Origin of the sequence: Sphingomonas sp. SORGH_AS_0438 (genome assembly GCF_031453475.1) — a bacterium.
Taxonomy (GTDB): domain Bacteria; phylum Pseudomonadota; class Alphaproteobacteria; order Sphingomonadales; family Sphingomonadaceae; genus Sphingomonas.
In genome coordinates, this window is sequence record NZ_JAVIZS010000001.1 from 2,976,936 (window position 1) to 2,991,209 (window position 14,274).

The 14,274-nt window shown below is 68.2% G+C and carries 10 protein-coding genes and 1 tRNA gene; 5 read left to right on the forward strand and 6 right to left on the reverse strand.

The features are described 5' to 3' along the window. Window positions 1-13: 13 nt before the first annotated feature. Both QE452_RS13920 and QE452_RS13925 read right to left on the reverse strand, forming a co-directional pair. The gene (locus QE452_RS13920; protein ID WP_309659624.1) at window positions 14-1,474 is read right to left on the reverse strand and encodes a DEAD/DEAH box helicase; all 1,461 of its coding nucleotides are present in this window, start codon (window positions 1,472-1,474) and stop codon (window positions 14-16) included. Window positions 1,475-1,583: 109 nt separating this feature from the next. Further along, complete coding sequence (locus QE452_RS13925; protein ID WP_309659623.1) at window positions 1,584-2,090, reverse strand: hypothetical protein; 507 nt, start codon at window positions 2,088-2,090, stop codon at window positions 1,584-1,586. A 69-nt stretch (window positions 2,091-2,159) separates the two neighbouring features. Here QE452_RS13925 and QE452_RS13930 point away from each other — a divergent pair, with 69 nt between their 5' ends. The 3 genes from QE452_RS13930 to QE452_RS13940 all read left to right on the forward strand — a co-directional run bounded on the left by QE452_RS13930 (window position 2,160) and on the right by QE452_RS13940 (window position 5,122). Then, on the forward strand, window positions 2,160-3,602 hold the full coding sequence (locus QE452_RS13930; RefSeq protein ID WP_309659622.1) for an FAD-binding oxidoreductase: 1,443 nt from the start codon (window positions 2,160-2,162) through the stop codon (window positions 3,600-3,602). 36 nt (window positions 3,603-3,638) lie between these two features. After that, window positions 3,639-4,412 (forward strand): SapC family protein, encoded by a 774-nt coding sequence (locus tag QE452_RS13935; RefSeq protein ID WP_309659621.1) that lies wholly within the window; start codon window positions 3,639-3,641, stop codon window positions 4,410-4,412. A 158-nt stretch (window positions 4,413-4,570) separates the two neighbouring features. Further along, window positions 4,571-5,122, forward strand: coding sequence for a cytochrome b (locus QE452_RS13940; protein ID WP_309659620.1), 552 nt, complete (start codon window positions 4,571-4,573; stop codon window positions 5,120-5,122). 187 nt (window positions 5,123-5,309) lie between these two features. On the opposite strand, the gene QE452_RS13945 is transcribed toward QE452_RS13940, so the two are convergent. Beyond that, window positions 5,310-6,152, reverse strand: a complete 843-nt coding sequence (locus QE452_RS13945; protein ID WP_309659619.1) for an N-formylglutamate amidohydrolase — start codon at window positions 6,150-6,152, stop codon at window positions 5,310-5,312. 90 nt (window positions 6,153-6,242) lie between these two features. Here QE452_RS13945 and cpdR point away from each other — a divergent pair, with 90 nt between their 5' ends. Next, window positions 6,243-6,620, forward strand: a complete 378-nt coding sequence (gene cpdR / locus QE452_RS13950) for a cell cycle two-component system response regulator CpdR (RefSeq protein ID WP_125993448.1) — start codon at window positions 6,243-6,245, stop codon at window positions 6,618-6,620. A 61-nt stretch (window positions 6,621-6,681) separates the two neighbouring features. Continuing rightward, window positions 6,682-6,756: transfer RNA gene (locus QE452_RS13955), tRNA-Val, on the forward strand. A 351-nt stretch (window positions 6,757-7,107) separates the two neighbouring features. On the opposite strand, the gene QE452_RS13960 is transcribed toward QE452_RS13955, so the two are convergent. The 3 genes from QE452_RS13960 to QE452_RS13970 form a co-directional block, all read right to left on the reverse strand. After that, complete coding sequence (locus tag QE452_RS13960; protein ID WP_309659618.1) at window positions 7,108-8,211, reverse strand: Ca2+-dependent phosphoinositide-specific phospholipase C; 1,104 nt, start codon at window positions 8,209-8,211, stop codon at window positions 7,108-7,110. Continuing rightward, the gene (locus QE452_RS13965) at window positions 8,211-10,901 is read right to left on the reverse strand and encodes a TonB-dependent receptor (RefSeq protein WP_309659617.1); all 2,691 of its coding nucleotides are present in this window, start codon (window positions 10,899-10,901) and stop codon (window positions 8,211-8,213) included. Before QE452_RS13965 ends, QE452_RS13960 begins: the two co-directional genes overlap by 1 nt. A 221-nt stretch (window positions 10,902-11,122) precedes the next feature. Continuing rightward, complete coding sequence (locus tag QE452_RS13970) at window positions 11,123-14,212, reverse strand: TonB-dependent receptor domain-containing protein (protein WP_309659616.1); 3,090 nt, start codon at window positions 14,210-14,212, stop codon at window positions 11,123-11,125. Window positions 14,213-14,274 lie beyond the last annotated feature (62 nt).

Below are 14,274 nucleotides of genomic sequence, written 5' to 3' on the forward strand. Positions count from 1 at the left end.
GAAGGCGTTACGCTCAGAGCGGGATGGTGGCGTTCAGGAAGGCTGGGATCGGGCCGTTCCAGCCGACATCCGGACCATCGTCGCGGTCGCGGGCATAGCCGCGATCGTCGCGGCGCCCCCGCGCCGGGCGGTCCTGCTCGCGACTGGCCTGCTCACGGGGAGCATAGTCGCGGGGGGCCTGCTCGCGGGGAGCCTGTTCGCGCCGGTCGCGGTCGCTGCGGGCCGGCTCGCGCCGTTCCGACCGCTCGCGGCGGGGCGCTTCGGCCTCGACCGGCTCGGCGGCCGCCACCGGCTCGCTCGATGCCGCGCGAGCGGGGCGCTCGCGGCGGCCGCGACGCGGCTCCTCCTCGACGACCGGCAGTTCGAGCCGGGCGATCGACTGGCCGGTCAGCTTCTCGATATTGTCGATATTCTCGGCATCGTCGGGCGCGACGAAGGTGAAGGCGACACCGGTCGCGCCGCCGCGACCCGTTCGGCCGATGCGGTGGACATAATCGTCCGGGTGCCAGGGCGCGTCGAAGTTGAAGACGTGGCTGACGCCCTTGATGTCCAGCCCGCGCGCCGCGACGTCGGAGGCGACCAGGATGTTGATGTCGCCGCGCTTGAACAGGTCGAGCTCGGCGAGCCGCTGCGGCTGTTCCATGTCGCCATGGATCTCGCCCGAGCGGAAGCCGTGCTGCTTCAACGACTTGTTCAGCTCGCGCACCGTCGTCTTGCGGTTGCAGAAGATGATCGCGGTGCGCACCTCGTCCTGCCCCAGCAGCTGGCGCAGCCGCTTGCGCTTCTCGAACGACTGGGCCGGCACCGGCACCACCCATTGGGTGATGTTGATGTTCGTCGAGGCGGGGCGCGCCACCTCGATCGTCTTGGGATTGTCGAGGAACTTGTCCGCCAGCTTCTTGATCGGCGGCGGCATCGTCGCGGAGAAGAGCAGGGTCTGGCGCTGCTTGGGCAGCTTGGTGCAGATTTCCTCGATATCGGGGATGAACCCCATGTCGAGCATCCGGTCCGCCTCGTCGATCACCAGCATCGAACAGCCGGTCAGCAGGATGTTGCCGCGCTGGAACAGGTCCATCAGCCGGCCCGGCGTCGCGATCAGCACGTCGACGCCCTTTTCCAGCGCCTTGATCTGGTCGCCCATCGACACGCCGCCGATCAGCAGCGCCATCGACAGCTTGTGGCCGAGGCCATATTTCTCAAAATTCTCGGCGACCTGGGCCGCGAGCTCGCGCGTCGGCTCCAGGATCAGGCTGCGCGGCATCCGCGCGCGGCTGCGGCCATGCGCCAGGATGTCGATCATCGGCAGCACGAAGGCGGCGGTCTTGCCGGTGCCGGTCTGGGCGATGCCGATCAGGTCGCGCATCATCAATACGGAGGGGATGGCGGCCGCCTGGATCGGCGTCGGCTCGGTATAGCCGGCGTCGGTGACCGCCTGGAGAAGTTCGTCGGAAAGGCCGAGATCGGCAAAGGGCATGAACATGTCCGGGTAAAAGGTGCGCCGACCGTTGTCGAGGCGCCCCGGCGCTGTCGTATTTACCGCGAAAAGTCAAGGAAGGTCGCGCCCGGCCGCCCCGGCGACCGGCTCAGCGCACTGGTTCGAGCGCGCGGAACACCGCGATGCCGCACCGCGCGCCGGACCGCACCCGGATGGAATCGCGCCGTGCGCAGACCTGCCCGTCCTCGCCCGGCCGGATATAGAGGCCGGAATAATAGTCCATCGAACTGCAATCATGGTCCAGCCGCGCGCGCAGCCGCCGGCCGTCGATGGTCAGCAGGTCGATCGCCATCGGCGCGACGATGCTCGCGCCTGCCAGCCGGTCGACGGGGACGCATTTCGGCCCCTTGCGCTCGCGCCAGCCGCGGACCATCGGCACCGGCCTCGCCAATGTGGGGGCGGCCATCGGCATGCGCGGCACCCGGCGGATGGTGATGCGCTCGCGGATCAGCATCTGCGCGGTGACGATCGCCGGCGGATCGGCGGCGACCGGCGCGGCGAGCATCGCCGTCGCGAACGACCAGCCGGCCAGAGGGACCAGCCCATGGCCGAGGCGCGTCGCTCGCGCGGGGAAGGGAAAGCGGGGAAACGGCATGGCTGGATCAGCCTTCTCGTCTAGCGGCGAAGATTGAACGCGCCATGAACTCGGTCTAGCCCGCGCGTCATGACCCCCGCACAGACCGCCATGCTCGACCGCCTCCAGCCCCGGCTCGCCCCGGGTGGGATCGTCACCGACCGGGCGCTGATCGCCCCCTGGGAAGAGGATTGGCGGCGGCGCTATCGCGGCCATGCCCCCGCCTTGCTCGCGCCGCGCGACACGGGGGAGGTGGTGGCGATCCTGCACGCCGCCGCCGAGGCGCGCGTGCCGCTGGTGCCGCAGGGCGGCAACAGCTCGATGGTCGGTGGCGCCACGCCCCCGGTGGACGGGGCGGCGTTCCTTCTCTCGCTGCGCCGCATGGACCGCATCCGCCGGCTGGACGCGGCGGCGGGCCATGTCGTGGCGGAGGCCGGCGTGATCCTGGAGCGGCTGAACGACGCGGCGCTGGAGACGGGCTGGCGTTTCCCGCTGACGCTCGGCGCGCGCGGCAATGCGACGATCGGCGGGCTGGTCTCCACCAATGCGGGCGGCACGCAGGTGTTGCGCTTCGGCACGATGCGCGGGCTGGTACTGGGCGTGGAGGCGGTGCTGGCCGACGGTACGGTGATCGATACGCTGGCGGCGCTGCGCAAGGACAATCGCGGCTATGACCTGGGCCAGTTGATGATCGGCGCGGAGGGGACGCTGGGCATCGTCACCGCCGCCACGCTGAAGCTGGTGCCGGCGGTCGCGGCGCGCGGCGTCGCCTGGGCCGGGGTCGCCGATCCCGCCGATGCGCTGGCGCTGCTCCGCCGCTTCCAACGGGCGAGCGACGCGGTGGAGAGTTTCGAGATCCTGCCGGCCGAGACGCTGGACGCGGCGCTGGCCTGGCGGCCGCAGGCGCGCGCACCACTGGCCGGCCGCCACGCCTGGCACTTGCTGATCGAGGCGACCGCCGCCTCCGCCACCGCCGAGGCGCCGCAGGCGCTGCTCGAACGCGTGCTGGGCGAGGCGCTGTCGGACGGACGGATCGCCGATGCGACCATCGCCGCCAGCGAGGCCCAGGCCGACGCCTTCTGGTCGATCCGCGATTCGCTGTCGGATGCCGAGCGGGCGCAGGGGCCGGCGGCGCAGCACGACATCGCGGTGCCGGTCGATGCGATGCCGCGCTTCATGGTCGAAGCGGCGGCGGCCTGCGACGCGCGCTTCCCGGGCACCCGCGCCTCGGGCTTCGGCCATCTGGGCGACGGCAACATCCACTTCCACGTCCGCGCGCCCAAAGACGCCGACCGCACCCGCTGGTATGCGGAAGAAGCACCCATCGTCAGCCGCTTCGTCCATGATCTGGTGACGGCGGCGGGCGGCACGATCTCGGCCGAGCACGGCATCGGCCAGATGAAGTCGGCGGAGCTGGCGCGGCTCGCCCCGCCCGGCCGGCTGGCGGCGCTCGCCGCGATCAAGGCGGCGCTCGACCCGCTCGGGCTGCTCAACCCGGGCAAGCTGCTTGCGCCGCTCCGGCCGGCGGAATAGGGCAAGGCGTTCTTTTGTTCCCGGAGTGATCGAAAAATGGCCAGCGCGCCGCAACTGCCGCTCTTCTACAACGGCCTCGAACCGCTTTCGAGCGAGACGCATGCGGACTGGAAGGTCCGCCCGGCCGAGACCGCGCCCTTCCTCGCCGGCCAGCATGCGATCCCGGTGACGATCGAGGAATTCCCGCTGATCCAGCGCCATATGCCGATCGTCTTCTCGGTCGGCGAGGACGCGATCCCGCTGGCGCTGATGGGCCTGAACGAGGGCGTCAACGTCTTCGTCGACGATGCCGGCAAGCTGACCGAGACGAACTTCTACGTCCCCGCCTATATCCGCCGCTATCCCTATATGCTGGCGCGGCTGCGGCCCGACAGCCAGGAACTGTCGCTCTGCTTCGACCCGACCAGCGACACGATCGGCGCGTTCGACGATGGCGAGCCGCTGTTCACCGACGGCCAGCCGAGCCAGCTGACCAAGGACATCCTGGCCTTCAACGAGCAGTTCGAGCAGGCCGGCCAGCGCACCCAGATGTTCATGAAGGAACTGAAGGACCTGGGCCTGTTGATGGACGGTGAGGTCACCATCCAGATGGACGGCGGCGAGCAGCCCTTCATCTATCGCGGCTTCCAGATGATCGACGAGAAGAAGCTGGCCGACCTGCGCGGCGACCAGCTGCGCAAGATGAGCCAGTCGGGCATGTTGCCGCTGCTCTATGCGCACCTCTTCTCGCTGTCGCTGATGCGCGACATCTTCGCGCGCCAGGCCCAGGCCGGCAAGGTCGCCGCGCCGCAGATGCAGCCGAGCTTCTGACCCCTGCCGCCTCCCCCCGCCGCCTGGCCGGGGGAGGCATCGGCGCCGGCGGAAGGGCGGCGCGGTCGTCGGCACCGCCCTTCCCCTGCCCGCCCGGCGCGACTAGACTGGCGGTCCCGCCGGCGCGATCCCCGCGCCGCCCATGTCCGAGCCGGTCCATGCACGATCGCCGCGATGCCGCTCTCCGCTATTCCCGCGTGGCGATGCTGTTCCACTGGACGATCGCGGCGCTGGTGATCGTCAACCTGACGATCGGGCTGCTCCACGATGCGATCGGCGGCATGCCGCTGCACAAGGCGATCGGGCTGACCGTGCTGGCGCTGACGGCGGCGCGGCTCGGCTGGCGGTTGCTGCACCCGGCGCCGCCTTTGCCCGCGCATACCCCGGCCTGGGAGCGCGCCGCCGCCCATGCCACGCACTGGACGCTCTATCTGCTGATGGTCGCGATGCCGCTGACCGGCTGGCTGATGGTGTCGGGCGGGCCGACGCCCCGGCCGACCTCCTGGTTCGGGCTGGCGCAGGTGCCGCCCCTGCCGGTCGGGCGGGCGGCGGGCGGGTTCGGGCATGAGGCGCATGAGCTGCTCGGCTGGCTGATGCTGGCGCTCGTCGCGCTCCATGTCGCCGCCGCGCTGCGCCACCATATCCTGTTGCGCGACGGGGTACTGGGGCGGATGGCCCCCTGGTTCGACCGGTCGTTCCGGCGGGGTTGATCCGGGTAAGACAGGGTTCCGAACATTTTTTGCAATCGATGCTTGAACCAAATCGCGGGTCACCCATTTAGGTCCTGTACGGCATCGTGTCCCCCCTTTCGCGGCGCCGTACGACACGCTTTCAGCGTGTCTCCTCCCTGAACCTTGGCCACCTCGCTGCGACACCGCGCGAGGTGGTTTTTTTATGTCACTCGGCGGCCTGGGGCAGCGTCCCCGCCAGCGCTTCCGCCGCCAGTGCATCGATCATCCGCCGGACCAGCGCCGCCGTCGCCGCCAGCCCCTCGCCCGGCGCGTCCAGCGCGGCATCGAGATAGAGGCGACGATCCAGCTCGACCTGCACGGCATGGATGCTCCGCTCCGGCGCGCCCTGCCGCTCGACAATGAAGCCGCCGGCATAGGGCGCGTTGCGGGTGACCCGGACCCCGGCCGCGCGCGTCTCCGCCTCCAGCGCCCGCGCGAAGCGGCCGGCGGCGGTGCGGCCGAAGCGATCGCCGATCACCACCTGCGGGCCATCCTCCGCCAGCGGCGGCATCGAATGCAGGTCGAGCAGCACCGCGACGCCGTATCGCGCCCGGGCCGCGAGCAGCAGCGCCTCCAGCCGGTCGTGATAGGGCCGGTGGTCGGCGATGATCCGCGCCTCGATCTCGGCCGCGGTGAAGCGTCGCGCCCAAAGGTCGCCCGCCCCCGTCACCCGGCGCGGCACCAGCCCCAGGCCGCTGCGCAGCTTCGCCGACAGGATCGGCCGGCGGAGCGGTGGCGCGCCCTCGTCGACGCGCGGGTCGCGTTCGCGCTCCGACCGGTTGAGGTCGATCCAGGCGCGCCCCAGCCGCTGGACCAGCATCGGCTCGTCGTGGCGGGCGGCATGGGCGACTGCATCGACGCGGCGGTCCTCCAGTCCCCGGAGCGCGGCCGGCGGAACCCGCAGGGCGGCGCGCAGTTCGACAGGATAGTCGGCACCGGCGTGCGATACGGACAGCACTACCGGCCCGGCCGGCGGCGTGCTTCCCCATTCGTCGAACGACGGCGTCATCCTGTCGATCCTAAAGCGGGTTTCGCGCCAATTCGACTGAAATTGTTAAGCTGGATCGACTAAGACGGCGTCCGATTGCGGGGCAAGGTGATGATCCGAATATTATTGGCTGAAGACGATCAGGTGATGCGCGAATATCTGGCCCGCGCGCTGGAGCGGTCCGGCTATGCCGTGGTGGCGGTCGATCGCGGCACGGCGGCGGTGCCGCTGCTCGAACAGCAACGGTTCGACCTGCTGCTGACCGACATCGTCATGCCGGAGATGGACGGCATCGAGCTGGCACGCCGCGCCAACGAACTGGCTCCCGACCTGCGCGTGATGTTCATCACCGGCTTCGCGGCGGTGACGCTGAAGGTGGGCCAGGCGATGCCCAATGCGCGGGTCTTGTCCAAGCCCTTCCACCTGCGCGACCTGGTTCTGGAGGTCGATCGCCTGTTCGACCGCCACGACGCATCGGGCCTAAGTTGAGCCTCGATGCAAAATGGGGCTTGCACGCCCTGAAACCCCCGGCTAAAGGGCCACCTCCGGCGGGCGTGTAGCTCAGTGGTAGAGCACTGTGTTGACATCGCAGGGGTCGCAAGTTCAATCCTTGCCACGCCCACCATCTAAAAAATGCCAGCATCCTTCTCGGATTGCTGGCATTTTTTGTCTCTACCGCTGGTGAGACAATCGCCTGAATCAGCCTCGGCCGTCGCTCGTGGAGCAATTTTGAAGCACGCGCTGAAACGTGGCGACGATGACAAAGCGCGGGCAGCGATGGTCGGTGCAAATCCGTCGAAAGGGCCATCCGGCACAAAGCCGGACATTCGCGACTAAGGGCGACGCGAAGGCCTGGGCCGTCACGTAGGACGCGCGGATCGAAGCTCACGAACCAGCAACGCCGCAGCGTCGGCTAGATGTTCCGTCCCTGCATCCGGTGAACCGGCTCGACGATGAACCGGTCCGATCGACGACTCTACGGCCGCACCGAACACCGGGCGGTGACGCGCACCGGATTGCACTGCGCCGTCGTCTCTCCGGGCAGCGTGACCCGATACTGCAGCCCCAGCGGATCGGGCGCGCCGGGATAATAGTCGGTGCTGACCGCCTGCGCGCCGCTGGCGATTGCCGCCTTGGCCTTGGTCCAGTCGTGCGCGCGCGCCTCGACCGTGTTGGCGTCGGTACGGGTGCGGACGATCACGCCCTGCCGGACCAGGCGACGGATGCGGTCGGCATCGACGATCGGGTCCTGCACGATCTGGACCGCCGCGTCCGGATCGGCATCGTCATACCAGCCGAACATCGCGCGTCCGCGCAGGCCCGGATGGCCCTGGCGATAGGCCTCGGACACCGCCCGGCGCACGTCGAACAAGATGTAGATGCGGCCCCGCGCCGCCGCCAGGGTCGGCCAGCCGCGCGTCCGGATCGCCTGGGCCAGCGTCGGCGCGTCGCCGCGCACCTCGTCCGGCGTGATCAGGCGACGGCCGGGAATGGCGTGGCGGATCTCCGCGTCCAGCGCGTCGAGCAGCTTGGGATCGTCGAGCGGCAGTGGCGCCGTGACGGCGCGGTCGCCGACCGTATCGGCCGCGTTGATCGTCAGCATGATCGGCAGATGCCCCGGATGCGCGCGCGACCAGGCCTCCACCTCGCCCAGGCAGCGGACCAGCGTCACGCAGCCCGAGCGATAGTCGATATCGGGGATGTGCAGGACCTTGTAGCCGGGCCTGCGCATCGCCGCCCGGTCGAAGCCGGTCCGCTCCCCCGCCGCCCGGGCCAGCCGTTCACCCCGGGGATCGGCATAGCGGCCGCCCTGCGGATCGGCGAAGATGTCGATCTCCAGCTGGCGGACGCCCCGGTCGAGCTGTGCACGCAACGGCAGGTGATAATAATCCAGCGCCTCGGCCAGCTTCGGCTCGCGACGGCGCAGATCGGCCATCACCGCCGTCGGGATCTGCGCCTTGAAGCTGTTATGCGAGCCCAGCACCTGGATGTCGTTCATCCGAAGCGCCGGGCCCGCCGGCTGCGCCAGCGCGGCGGGGCCGGCGGCGCAGATCGCCGCCAGCGCGAATGCCCTACGCATCAGAATTCGGCCCGCACGCCGAACAGGATCGTCCGGCCATAATAGTTGATCTCGCCGAAGCGCAGGCGATTGTCGTTATAGGTGTCCTGGTGCGCGCCGGCGATGTTGATCCCCTCCAGGCTGAAGGTCAGGTTGTCGGCGGCGCGGACCGAGAGCTGTCCGTCGAGCGAGCCGAAGGCGGCGACATAGGTCGGCGCCTGCACCGTACTGCCCGTGCCCGACAGATATTTGTCGCGCCAGACATAGGAGAGGCGCGCCGACAGCGGCCCCTTGTCGTAGAAGCCGACCAGGTTGAAGCTGTTCTTCGACAGGCCGATCAACTGGTCGCGGATCGTGCGCGAACCGGCCGTGTAATCCGCCTTCACCTCGGTATGCGTATAGCTGCCCTGCACGCCGAAGCCGTCGAACGGCGCCGGCAGGAAGGTGAAGACCTGGCTGTACGCCGCCTCCGCGCCGTAGACCTTGGCATTGCCGCCATTGACCGAGCTGGACAGGCGGACGATCCCGCGGCCCGGAATGGTGATCTCGGTGTTCGACTGGGTGATGTAATCGTCCATCGCCTTGTAGAAGACCGCGCCCGACAACATGCCCGAGGGCGCGAAATACCATTCCAGCGACCCGTCGAACTGGGTGGCGAGGAACGGCACCAACTGCGGATTGCCGCCGCTGGCGGTGGGCGCGTCGGTCGACACGGTGATGCGCGGCGCGGTGTCGGTGACGTTGGGGCGGGTCAGCACCCGGCTGGCCGCCAGGCGACCGACCAGTTTCTGGGTCAGGTCGGCGCGCAGGTTGAAGCTGGGCAGGACATTGTCGAAGGTCTTGGGATAGCTGACCGGCGTGGCGGTGCTACCGGTGGTCAGCGTGCCGCTGGCCACCTGGTCGGTATGGACGTAGCGGACGCCCAGATTGCCGCTGATCGCCACCGAACCGGCATCGAACTGATAGTCGGCACGGACATAGCCGGCGGCGATCTTCTCCGACACGACGAAGGACGAGCGGCGGTCGGCATTGGTCAGCGGCGCATTGGCGACGGCGGGCGTGAAGAACGCGCCGACAAAGGCCTGGGTCGACGGCACCAGCCAGGTGCGGAAGGCATTGCCGTCGACGCCCTTCAGAAAATCGCCATAGGGCAATTGCTCATAGGCCGCCGAGCCCAGGCTGGTGAGCGTCGCGCCGGCCGGCGGGTTGACGATGAAGTCGCGGCGGAAATAGTCGCGCTTGCGCCAGTGATATTCGCCGCCCGCCGCCAGCTTCGCGAGGAAGCCGTCAAAGTCGCGCCCCACGTCCAGGCGCGAGAAGATGTCCCAGTCCTTGCTGTCCTTGGGCGCGATGTTGAACGGATAGAGCTTGTAATTGGCCGGGTTGGTGACGTCGACCGGCGTGGTGAAGGTCGGCAGCACCTGATAGCCGCCGCTCGCATCATAGGTCAGCGGCGCATTGAAGAAGGCGCGGCTGCGCACCGTGCCGGTCTTGTAGTCGGGGTGATAGCTGTGCGCCGCCGACCAGTTGACGTTCGCCGTGACGTGCCAGCGATCCGGGTTCCACGCCTGCTTCAACCCGATGGTCAGCAGGTCGTGGCGGTTGAGGCTGTATTCGCGCGACGCCATGAAGCGGACATTGTTGATCGTCGCCTTGGTGATCGTGTCGCCGACCACGGTATAGCCGGGCTGGATCACCGTGCCGGAATCGTCGGGATAGATGTCGAGCCCGAACTCGTCATAGGCCACGTCCAGCCGGGTCGCGACCACATCCAGCGTCGTCTGGAGCTCGGCGGTCGGCTGCCACTGGGCCGAGACGATGCCGGAGATGCGCTTGCGATCCTCGGTTTCGACGGTCGGGCGGGTGCGGGTCGGCGAGTAGAGGCCGGCGGGAACGCCGCCCGCCCCCGGTGCGGTGTAGCGGTTGAGCAACCAGCCGAAATTCATGAACCGGTCGTTGCGGACCGCCTTGCCCCAATATTGCGCGCCCGCCAGGATGCCGAAGGTGCCGCTGTCGTTCTTGGCGCTGGTCAGCACGGTGACGTTGGGACGCACGTCCTTGGTCTGGCCGGTATAGGTGCCGCGCATGTTGATTGTCGTCTTGGTGCCGACCTCCAGCGGGCGGAAGGTCTTGACGTCGATATTGCCGCCCAGCGCACCCTCGGTCATGTCGGCGGTCGGCGTCTTCACCACGTCGATGCTGGAGGTGAACTCCGCCGGCAGCATCTCGAAGCGGAACTGCCGCCCGGCCGCGCCGCCATTCTCGATCAGGTCGTTGAGCGCGATGGTACGGCCGTTCATCAGCGTGTTCTGGAACTGCGGCCCCAGACCGCGCACGCTGACATAGAGGCCCTCGCCGCGCGGCCGGGTGATCGCGACGCCGGGCACGAGCTGCAACGCCTCGGCGACGTTCTGGGTCGGGAACTTGCCGATATCGGTCGAGCTGATCGAATCGACGCCGTAGGCCGCGCGCCGCTTCGTCTCGATGCCGGCGGCCAGGCTGCGCGCATAGGTACCGTTGACGACGATCTCGTCGCCCTCGCCTTGGGGGGCGTCCGGCGTAGCCGGCGCGGGCGGGCCGGCGGCGGGTTCGGTCGAAAGGCTGGCCTGCGCCTGGGCGACGGTGGCGACGCCGGTCGACAGCATAAGCGTCGCCGACACCCGGAACAGGCGGTTGCAGAAGGTCATGGTGATGAAGGTCCCCAGCGGCATGTTTGCCGTTCGTGTGGGGCGCTTAGGATCGCTCTGTGTAGAACCGGCGACGGTTTTGCGACGCGCGAATGACAGCGGCGATTTGGTTCACAATGGTCTCATCATTGCCACCGATAGAGGGGCGAAGGCTCGGCGAAGCCACAAAAAAAGGGCCCCCGCGAACGGAGGCCCCATGATCCGGCCGAGGCGTCCCCGCCCCGGCCGATACTCGGTTCCGGCGATCAGAAACCGAACTTCACGCCCGCGCGGAACGAGCGGCCATAGATGCCGTCGCCGCCCTGGATCGGGTTGTACAGATAGGCGCCATAAGTCGCCGGATCGATCGGGGGCAGGTCGTTCAGGAGATTCAGGACGTTGACGTAGAACGAGAACTTGTCCGTCACCTTGACCGTGCCGACCATGTCGACGGTGATATAGCCCTTCACGTCGCAGGGCAGGTAGTCGACGCCCAGGCTGCAATCGCCGCGCACGCCGCCCTGGTCCTCCGCCGACAGGTTGTAGCCCGCCGTGTAGTTGACCGTGGCGCTCAGCGTATAGGCATCGGCCAGTGCGAAGGTGTTGGTCACGTTCGCGCGCCAACGCGGCGTGCCCGAACCGGCGGTCAGGTTGTAGTTGCCGAGCGTGCCGACATACTTCTCCTTGGTGCCGTCCGGGAATTTGGTGCTGAGGTCGAGCAGCACGCTGCCCTCGCCCGACACGGTCCAGCGGAAATTGTCGGAGAAGGGCACGCGCACGGTGCCGCCGATATCGATGCCCTGCGAGTGGATCGTATTGGCGTTGATCAGCTGCGACCGCACGAAGGCGATGCGCGGCGTCGCATTCTCGAAACCGACGCCCGGGGCGTCCGGAATGACCTCATAGCCGGCCGGGATTGTCTGATTGCCGTAATAGGCCGCCAGCGCCGGGGCGTTGGACGGCTGGGTGATCGCGCCCGTCTTCTTGATGTCGAAGAAATCGACCGTGAAGCTGACGTTGCGGATCGGCTCGAACACCGCGCCGGCGGTGAAGCTGCGCGACTTCTCCGGCTCCAGATTCTGGCTGGCCAGCGTCGTCTGTCCATAGCTGCCGCTGCGGATATAGGTCGGGCAGGTCTGGAAGGTATCGACCGTACAGCCATATTGCCGCAGGTATGCGTCGTTGAAGATGCCGGCATTGTTGTTCACATAGCCCGTGGTCGGCAGGGCGTTCGCCTCGCCGAAGCTGGGGATACGGAAACCGCGCGACCAGGTGCCGCGGATCGCCAGCTGGCGGATCGGCGTGAACTTCGCACCGATCTTGGGCGAGAAGTTGCTCTGGCCCGACGAATAATGGTCGTACCGGCCCGAGGCGTTGACCAGGAACTGCTCGACGATCGGCACCTGCACTTCGCCGAAGGCCGAGGTGACGGTGCGGTTGCCCTCGGTGCCGAAGGCGTTGATCGTGAAGTAGCGCTGGGTCGGCCCGTTGATGTCGGAATTCGCCGAGGGGGCGTTCACCGCCTCGTAGAAGACCGAGCCGCCGAGCGCCAACTGGACCGGGCCGCCGGGCAGGTTGAACAGCGCCTTGGACACGCTGGCCTGCGCCTGGAACAGGTCGGAGCTGGAGTCGACGATGTTGGTCGGCGTCAGGTAATCACGCACCGCCTGGCTGTTCTGCGACGGGTCGCGGAAGTTATAGCTGCCATCGGCGATCACATCGAGCAGGTGCTGGATATAGACATAGCCGCTCTGCGTGCGACGCAGGTCGCTGTGCATCGCGGTCAAATCGACCCGGTAGTCCCAGTCGCCGAACACGGTGCCGTTGACGCCCGCCGCCGCGCGATAGACGCGGTTGCGCGTCGCGTTGGAGACGGTGGTGTCGGGCAGGAAGCCGAGCAGCGCCGCCACCTGGCCCTGCGCCGCGAACGGGTTGTTCGGGTTCAGGCGGCCGGTCGTGGCATCGCAGACCGCGGTGCCGCGCGGGCAGACATAGACCGGCAGGGACAGCGGCGACGAGCCGGGGAAGAAGGTCGCGGCGTTCGACGAGGTCGAATATTGCGGGAAGAGGATGCCGGCCGGGGCGTTGCCGCGGATGGTCGACGGATTGCCCGTATAGCTCGACCTCGCCTGCTGGAAGTTGACCTCCAGATAGGCTTCCGACGTGTCGCCCAGCTTGCCGGTGAAGCGCGCCGAACCGCCGAACCGCTCGATCTTCGGCGCGACGACGCCGTAGCGGTTGGTCCAGTCCTCCTGGCAGACGGTGGTCGGCACGCTGGCATTCGGGTTGGTGCCAGCCGCATTGCGGATGTCGTTCAGGTCAGCGGCCGAGGGCGAGAAGGGCGTGCCATTGAGGCAGCCATTGCTCAGCAGCTGATAGCGTGAACCGGCGACGCCGGTGACGGTCGTGCCGGAAAGGGTGGCCGGACGAACGTAGAAGTTCGCCCCCGCCTGGGTGCCGGTATTCTGCAGGCGACCGTCCGCGCCGACGCCGTAGATGGTGTCGTTCGGGCCGCCGGTGCCGACGCCGCGCTTGTCGTCCGAGTTGAACGGATAGGGCAGGTCGCGATTGTAGACGGCTTCGCTGCGGTAATAGAAGCCGCTGACATAGGCGTTATAGCCCTTCTCATCCAGGTCGCCGGTGCCGGCGGTCAGCGTCAGGCGCTGGTTGGCGGCGACGCCCCGCTGGCTGATGCCCGCCTCGGCGCGGCCGCTGATGCCGTTGAACTTGCGCTTGGTGATGATGTTCACCACGCCCGCGATCGCGTCCGCGCCGTAGCTGGACGATGCGCCGTCGCGCAGCACCTCGATCCGGTCGACGATGTCGTCGGGGATGGTGTTCAGATCGACGAAGTTGCGGGTCGCATCGTCGGCGAGCGGATAATAGGCCGCGCGCAGGCCATCGAACAGCACCAGGGTCGAGTTGGTCGACAGGCCGCGCAGCGACACCGCCGACGCACCGCCGGCGAACGCGCCGTTGGCGGTGAAGGAGTTGGTCAGCGCCGGGCCGTTGTTCGACGCCAGCGACTGGATCGCGCTCTGGATCGTGGTGATGCCGCGCTGGTCGAGATTCTCGGTGGTGATCGTGGTCACCGGCGACGGCGTCGCCGCATCGGTCTGGCGGAACAGCGAACCGGTGACGACGATCTCGCCGCCATCGCCCGCCGCACCGGAGGTCGCGCGCCCTTGCGCGTCGGTCGCGGTCTGGACCTGCGTCGCCGGATTGTCGGCGGCGCGATTCTCGGCATTGTCGGCTGCGGCCGGCACGGTCTGCGCGGCGGCCGACAGGCTGCCGAGCGCCAGCACCAGCGGTGCGGCCGTGACCATCAGGAAGGTGTTTCGCGTGAAGCGATTCATGACGATTGTCCCCTTGGCTTCCCACCCTTTTGGATCGGGAAGAATGTCAGACCGGCGGTCCT

What these genes read in the sequence shown, in the direction of transcription:
- QE452_RS13920 (WP_309659624.1), bottom strand. Translation starts at nt 1,474, where the DNA reads ATGCCCTTTGCCGATCTCGGCCTTTCCGACGAACTTCTCCAGGCGGTC.
- QE452_RS13925 (WP_309659623.1), bottom strand. Translation starts at nt 2,090, where the DNA reads ATGCCGTTTCCCCGCTTTCCCTTCCCCGCGCGAGCGACGCGCCTCGGC.
- QE452_RS13930 (WP_309659622.1), top strand. Translation starts at nt 2,160, where the DNA reads ATGACCCCCGCACAGACCGCCATGCTCGACCGCCTCCAGCCCCGGCTC.
- QE452_RS13935 (WP_309659621.1), top strand. Translation starts at nt 3,639, where the DNA reads ATGGCCAGCGCGCCGCAACTGCCGCTCTTCTACAACGGCCTCGAACCG.
- QE452_RS13940 (WP_309659620.1), top strand. Translation starts at nt 4,571, where the DNA reads ATGCACGATCGCCGCGATGCCGCTCTCCGCTATTCCCGCGTGGCGATG.
- QE452_RS13945 (WP_309659619.1), bottom strand. Translation starts at nt 6,152, where the DNA reads ATGACGCCGTCGTTCGACGAATGGGGAAGCACGCCGCCGGCCGGGCCG.
- cpdR (WP_125993448.1), top strand. Translation starts at nt 6,243, where the DNA reads ATGATCCGAATATTATTGGCTGAAGACGATCAGGTGATGCGCGAATAT.
- QE452_RS13960 (WP_309659618.1), bottom strand. Translation starts at nt 8,211, where the DNA reads ATGCGTAGGGCATTCGCGCTGGCGGCGATCTGCGCCGCCGGCCCCGCC.
- QE452_RS13965 (WP_309659617.1), bottom strand. Translation starts at nt 10,901, where the DNA reads ATGCCGCTGGGGACCTTCATCACCATGACCTTCTGCAACCGCCTGTTC.
- QE452_RS13970 (WP_309659616.1), bottom strand. Translation starts at nt 14,212, where the DNA reads ATGAATCGCTTCACGCGAAACACCTTCCTGATGGTCACGGCCGCACCG.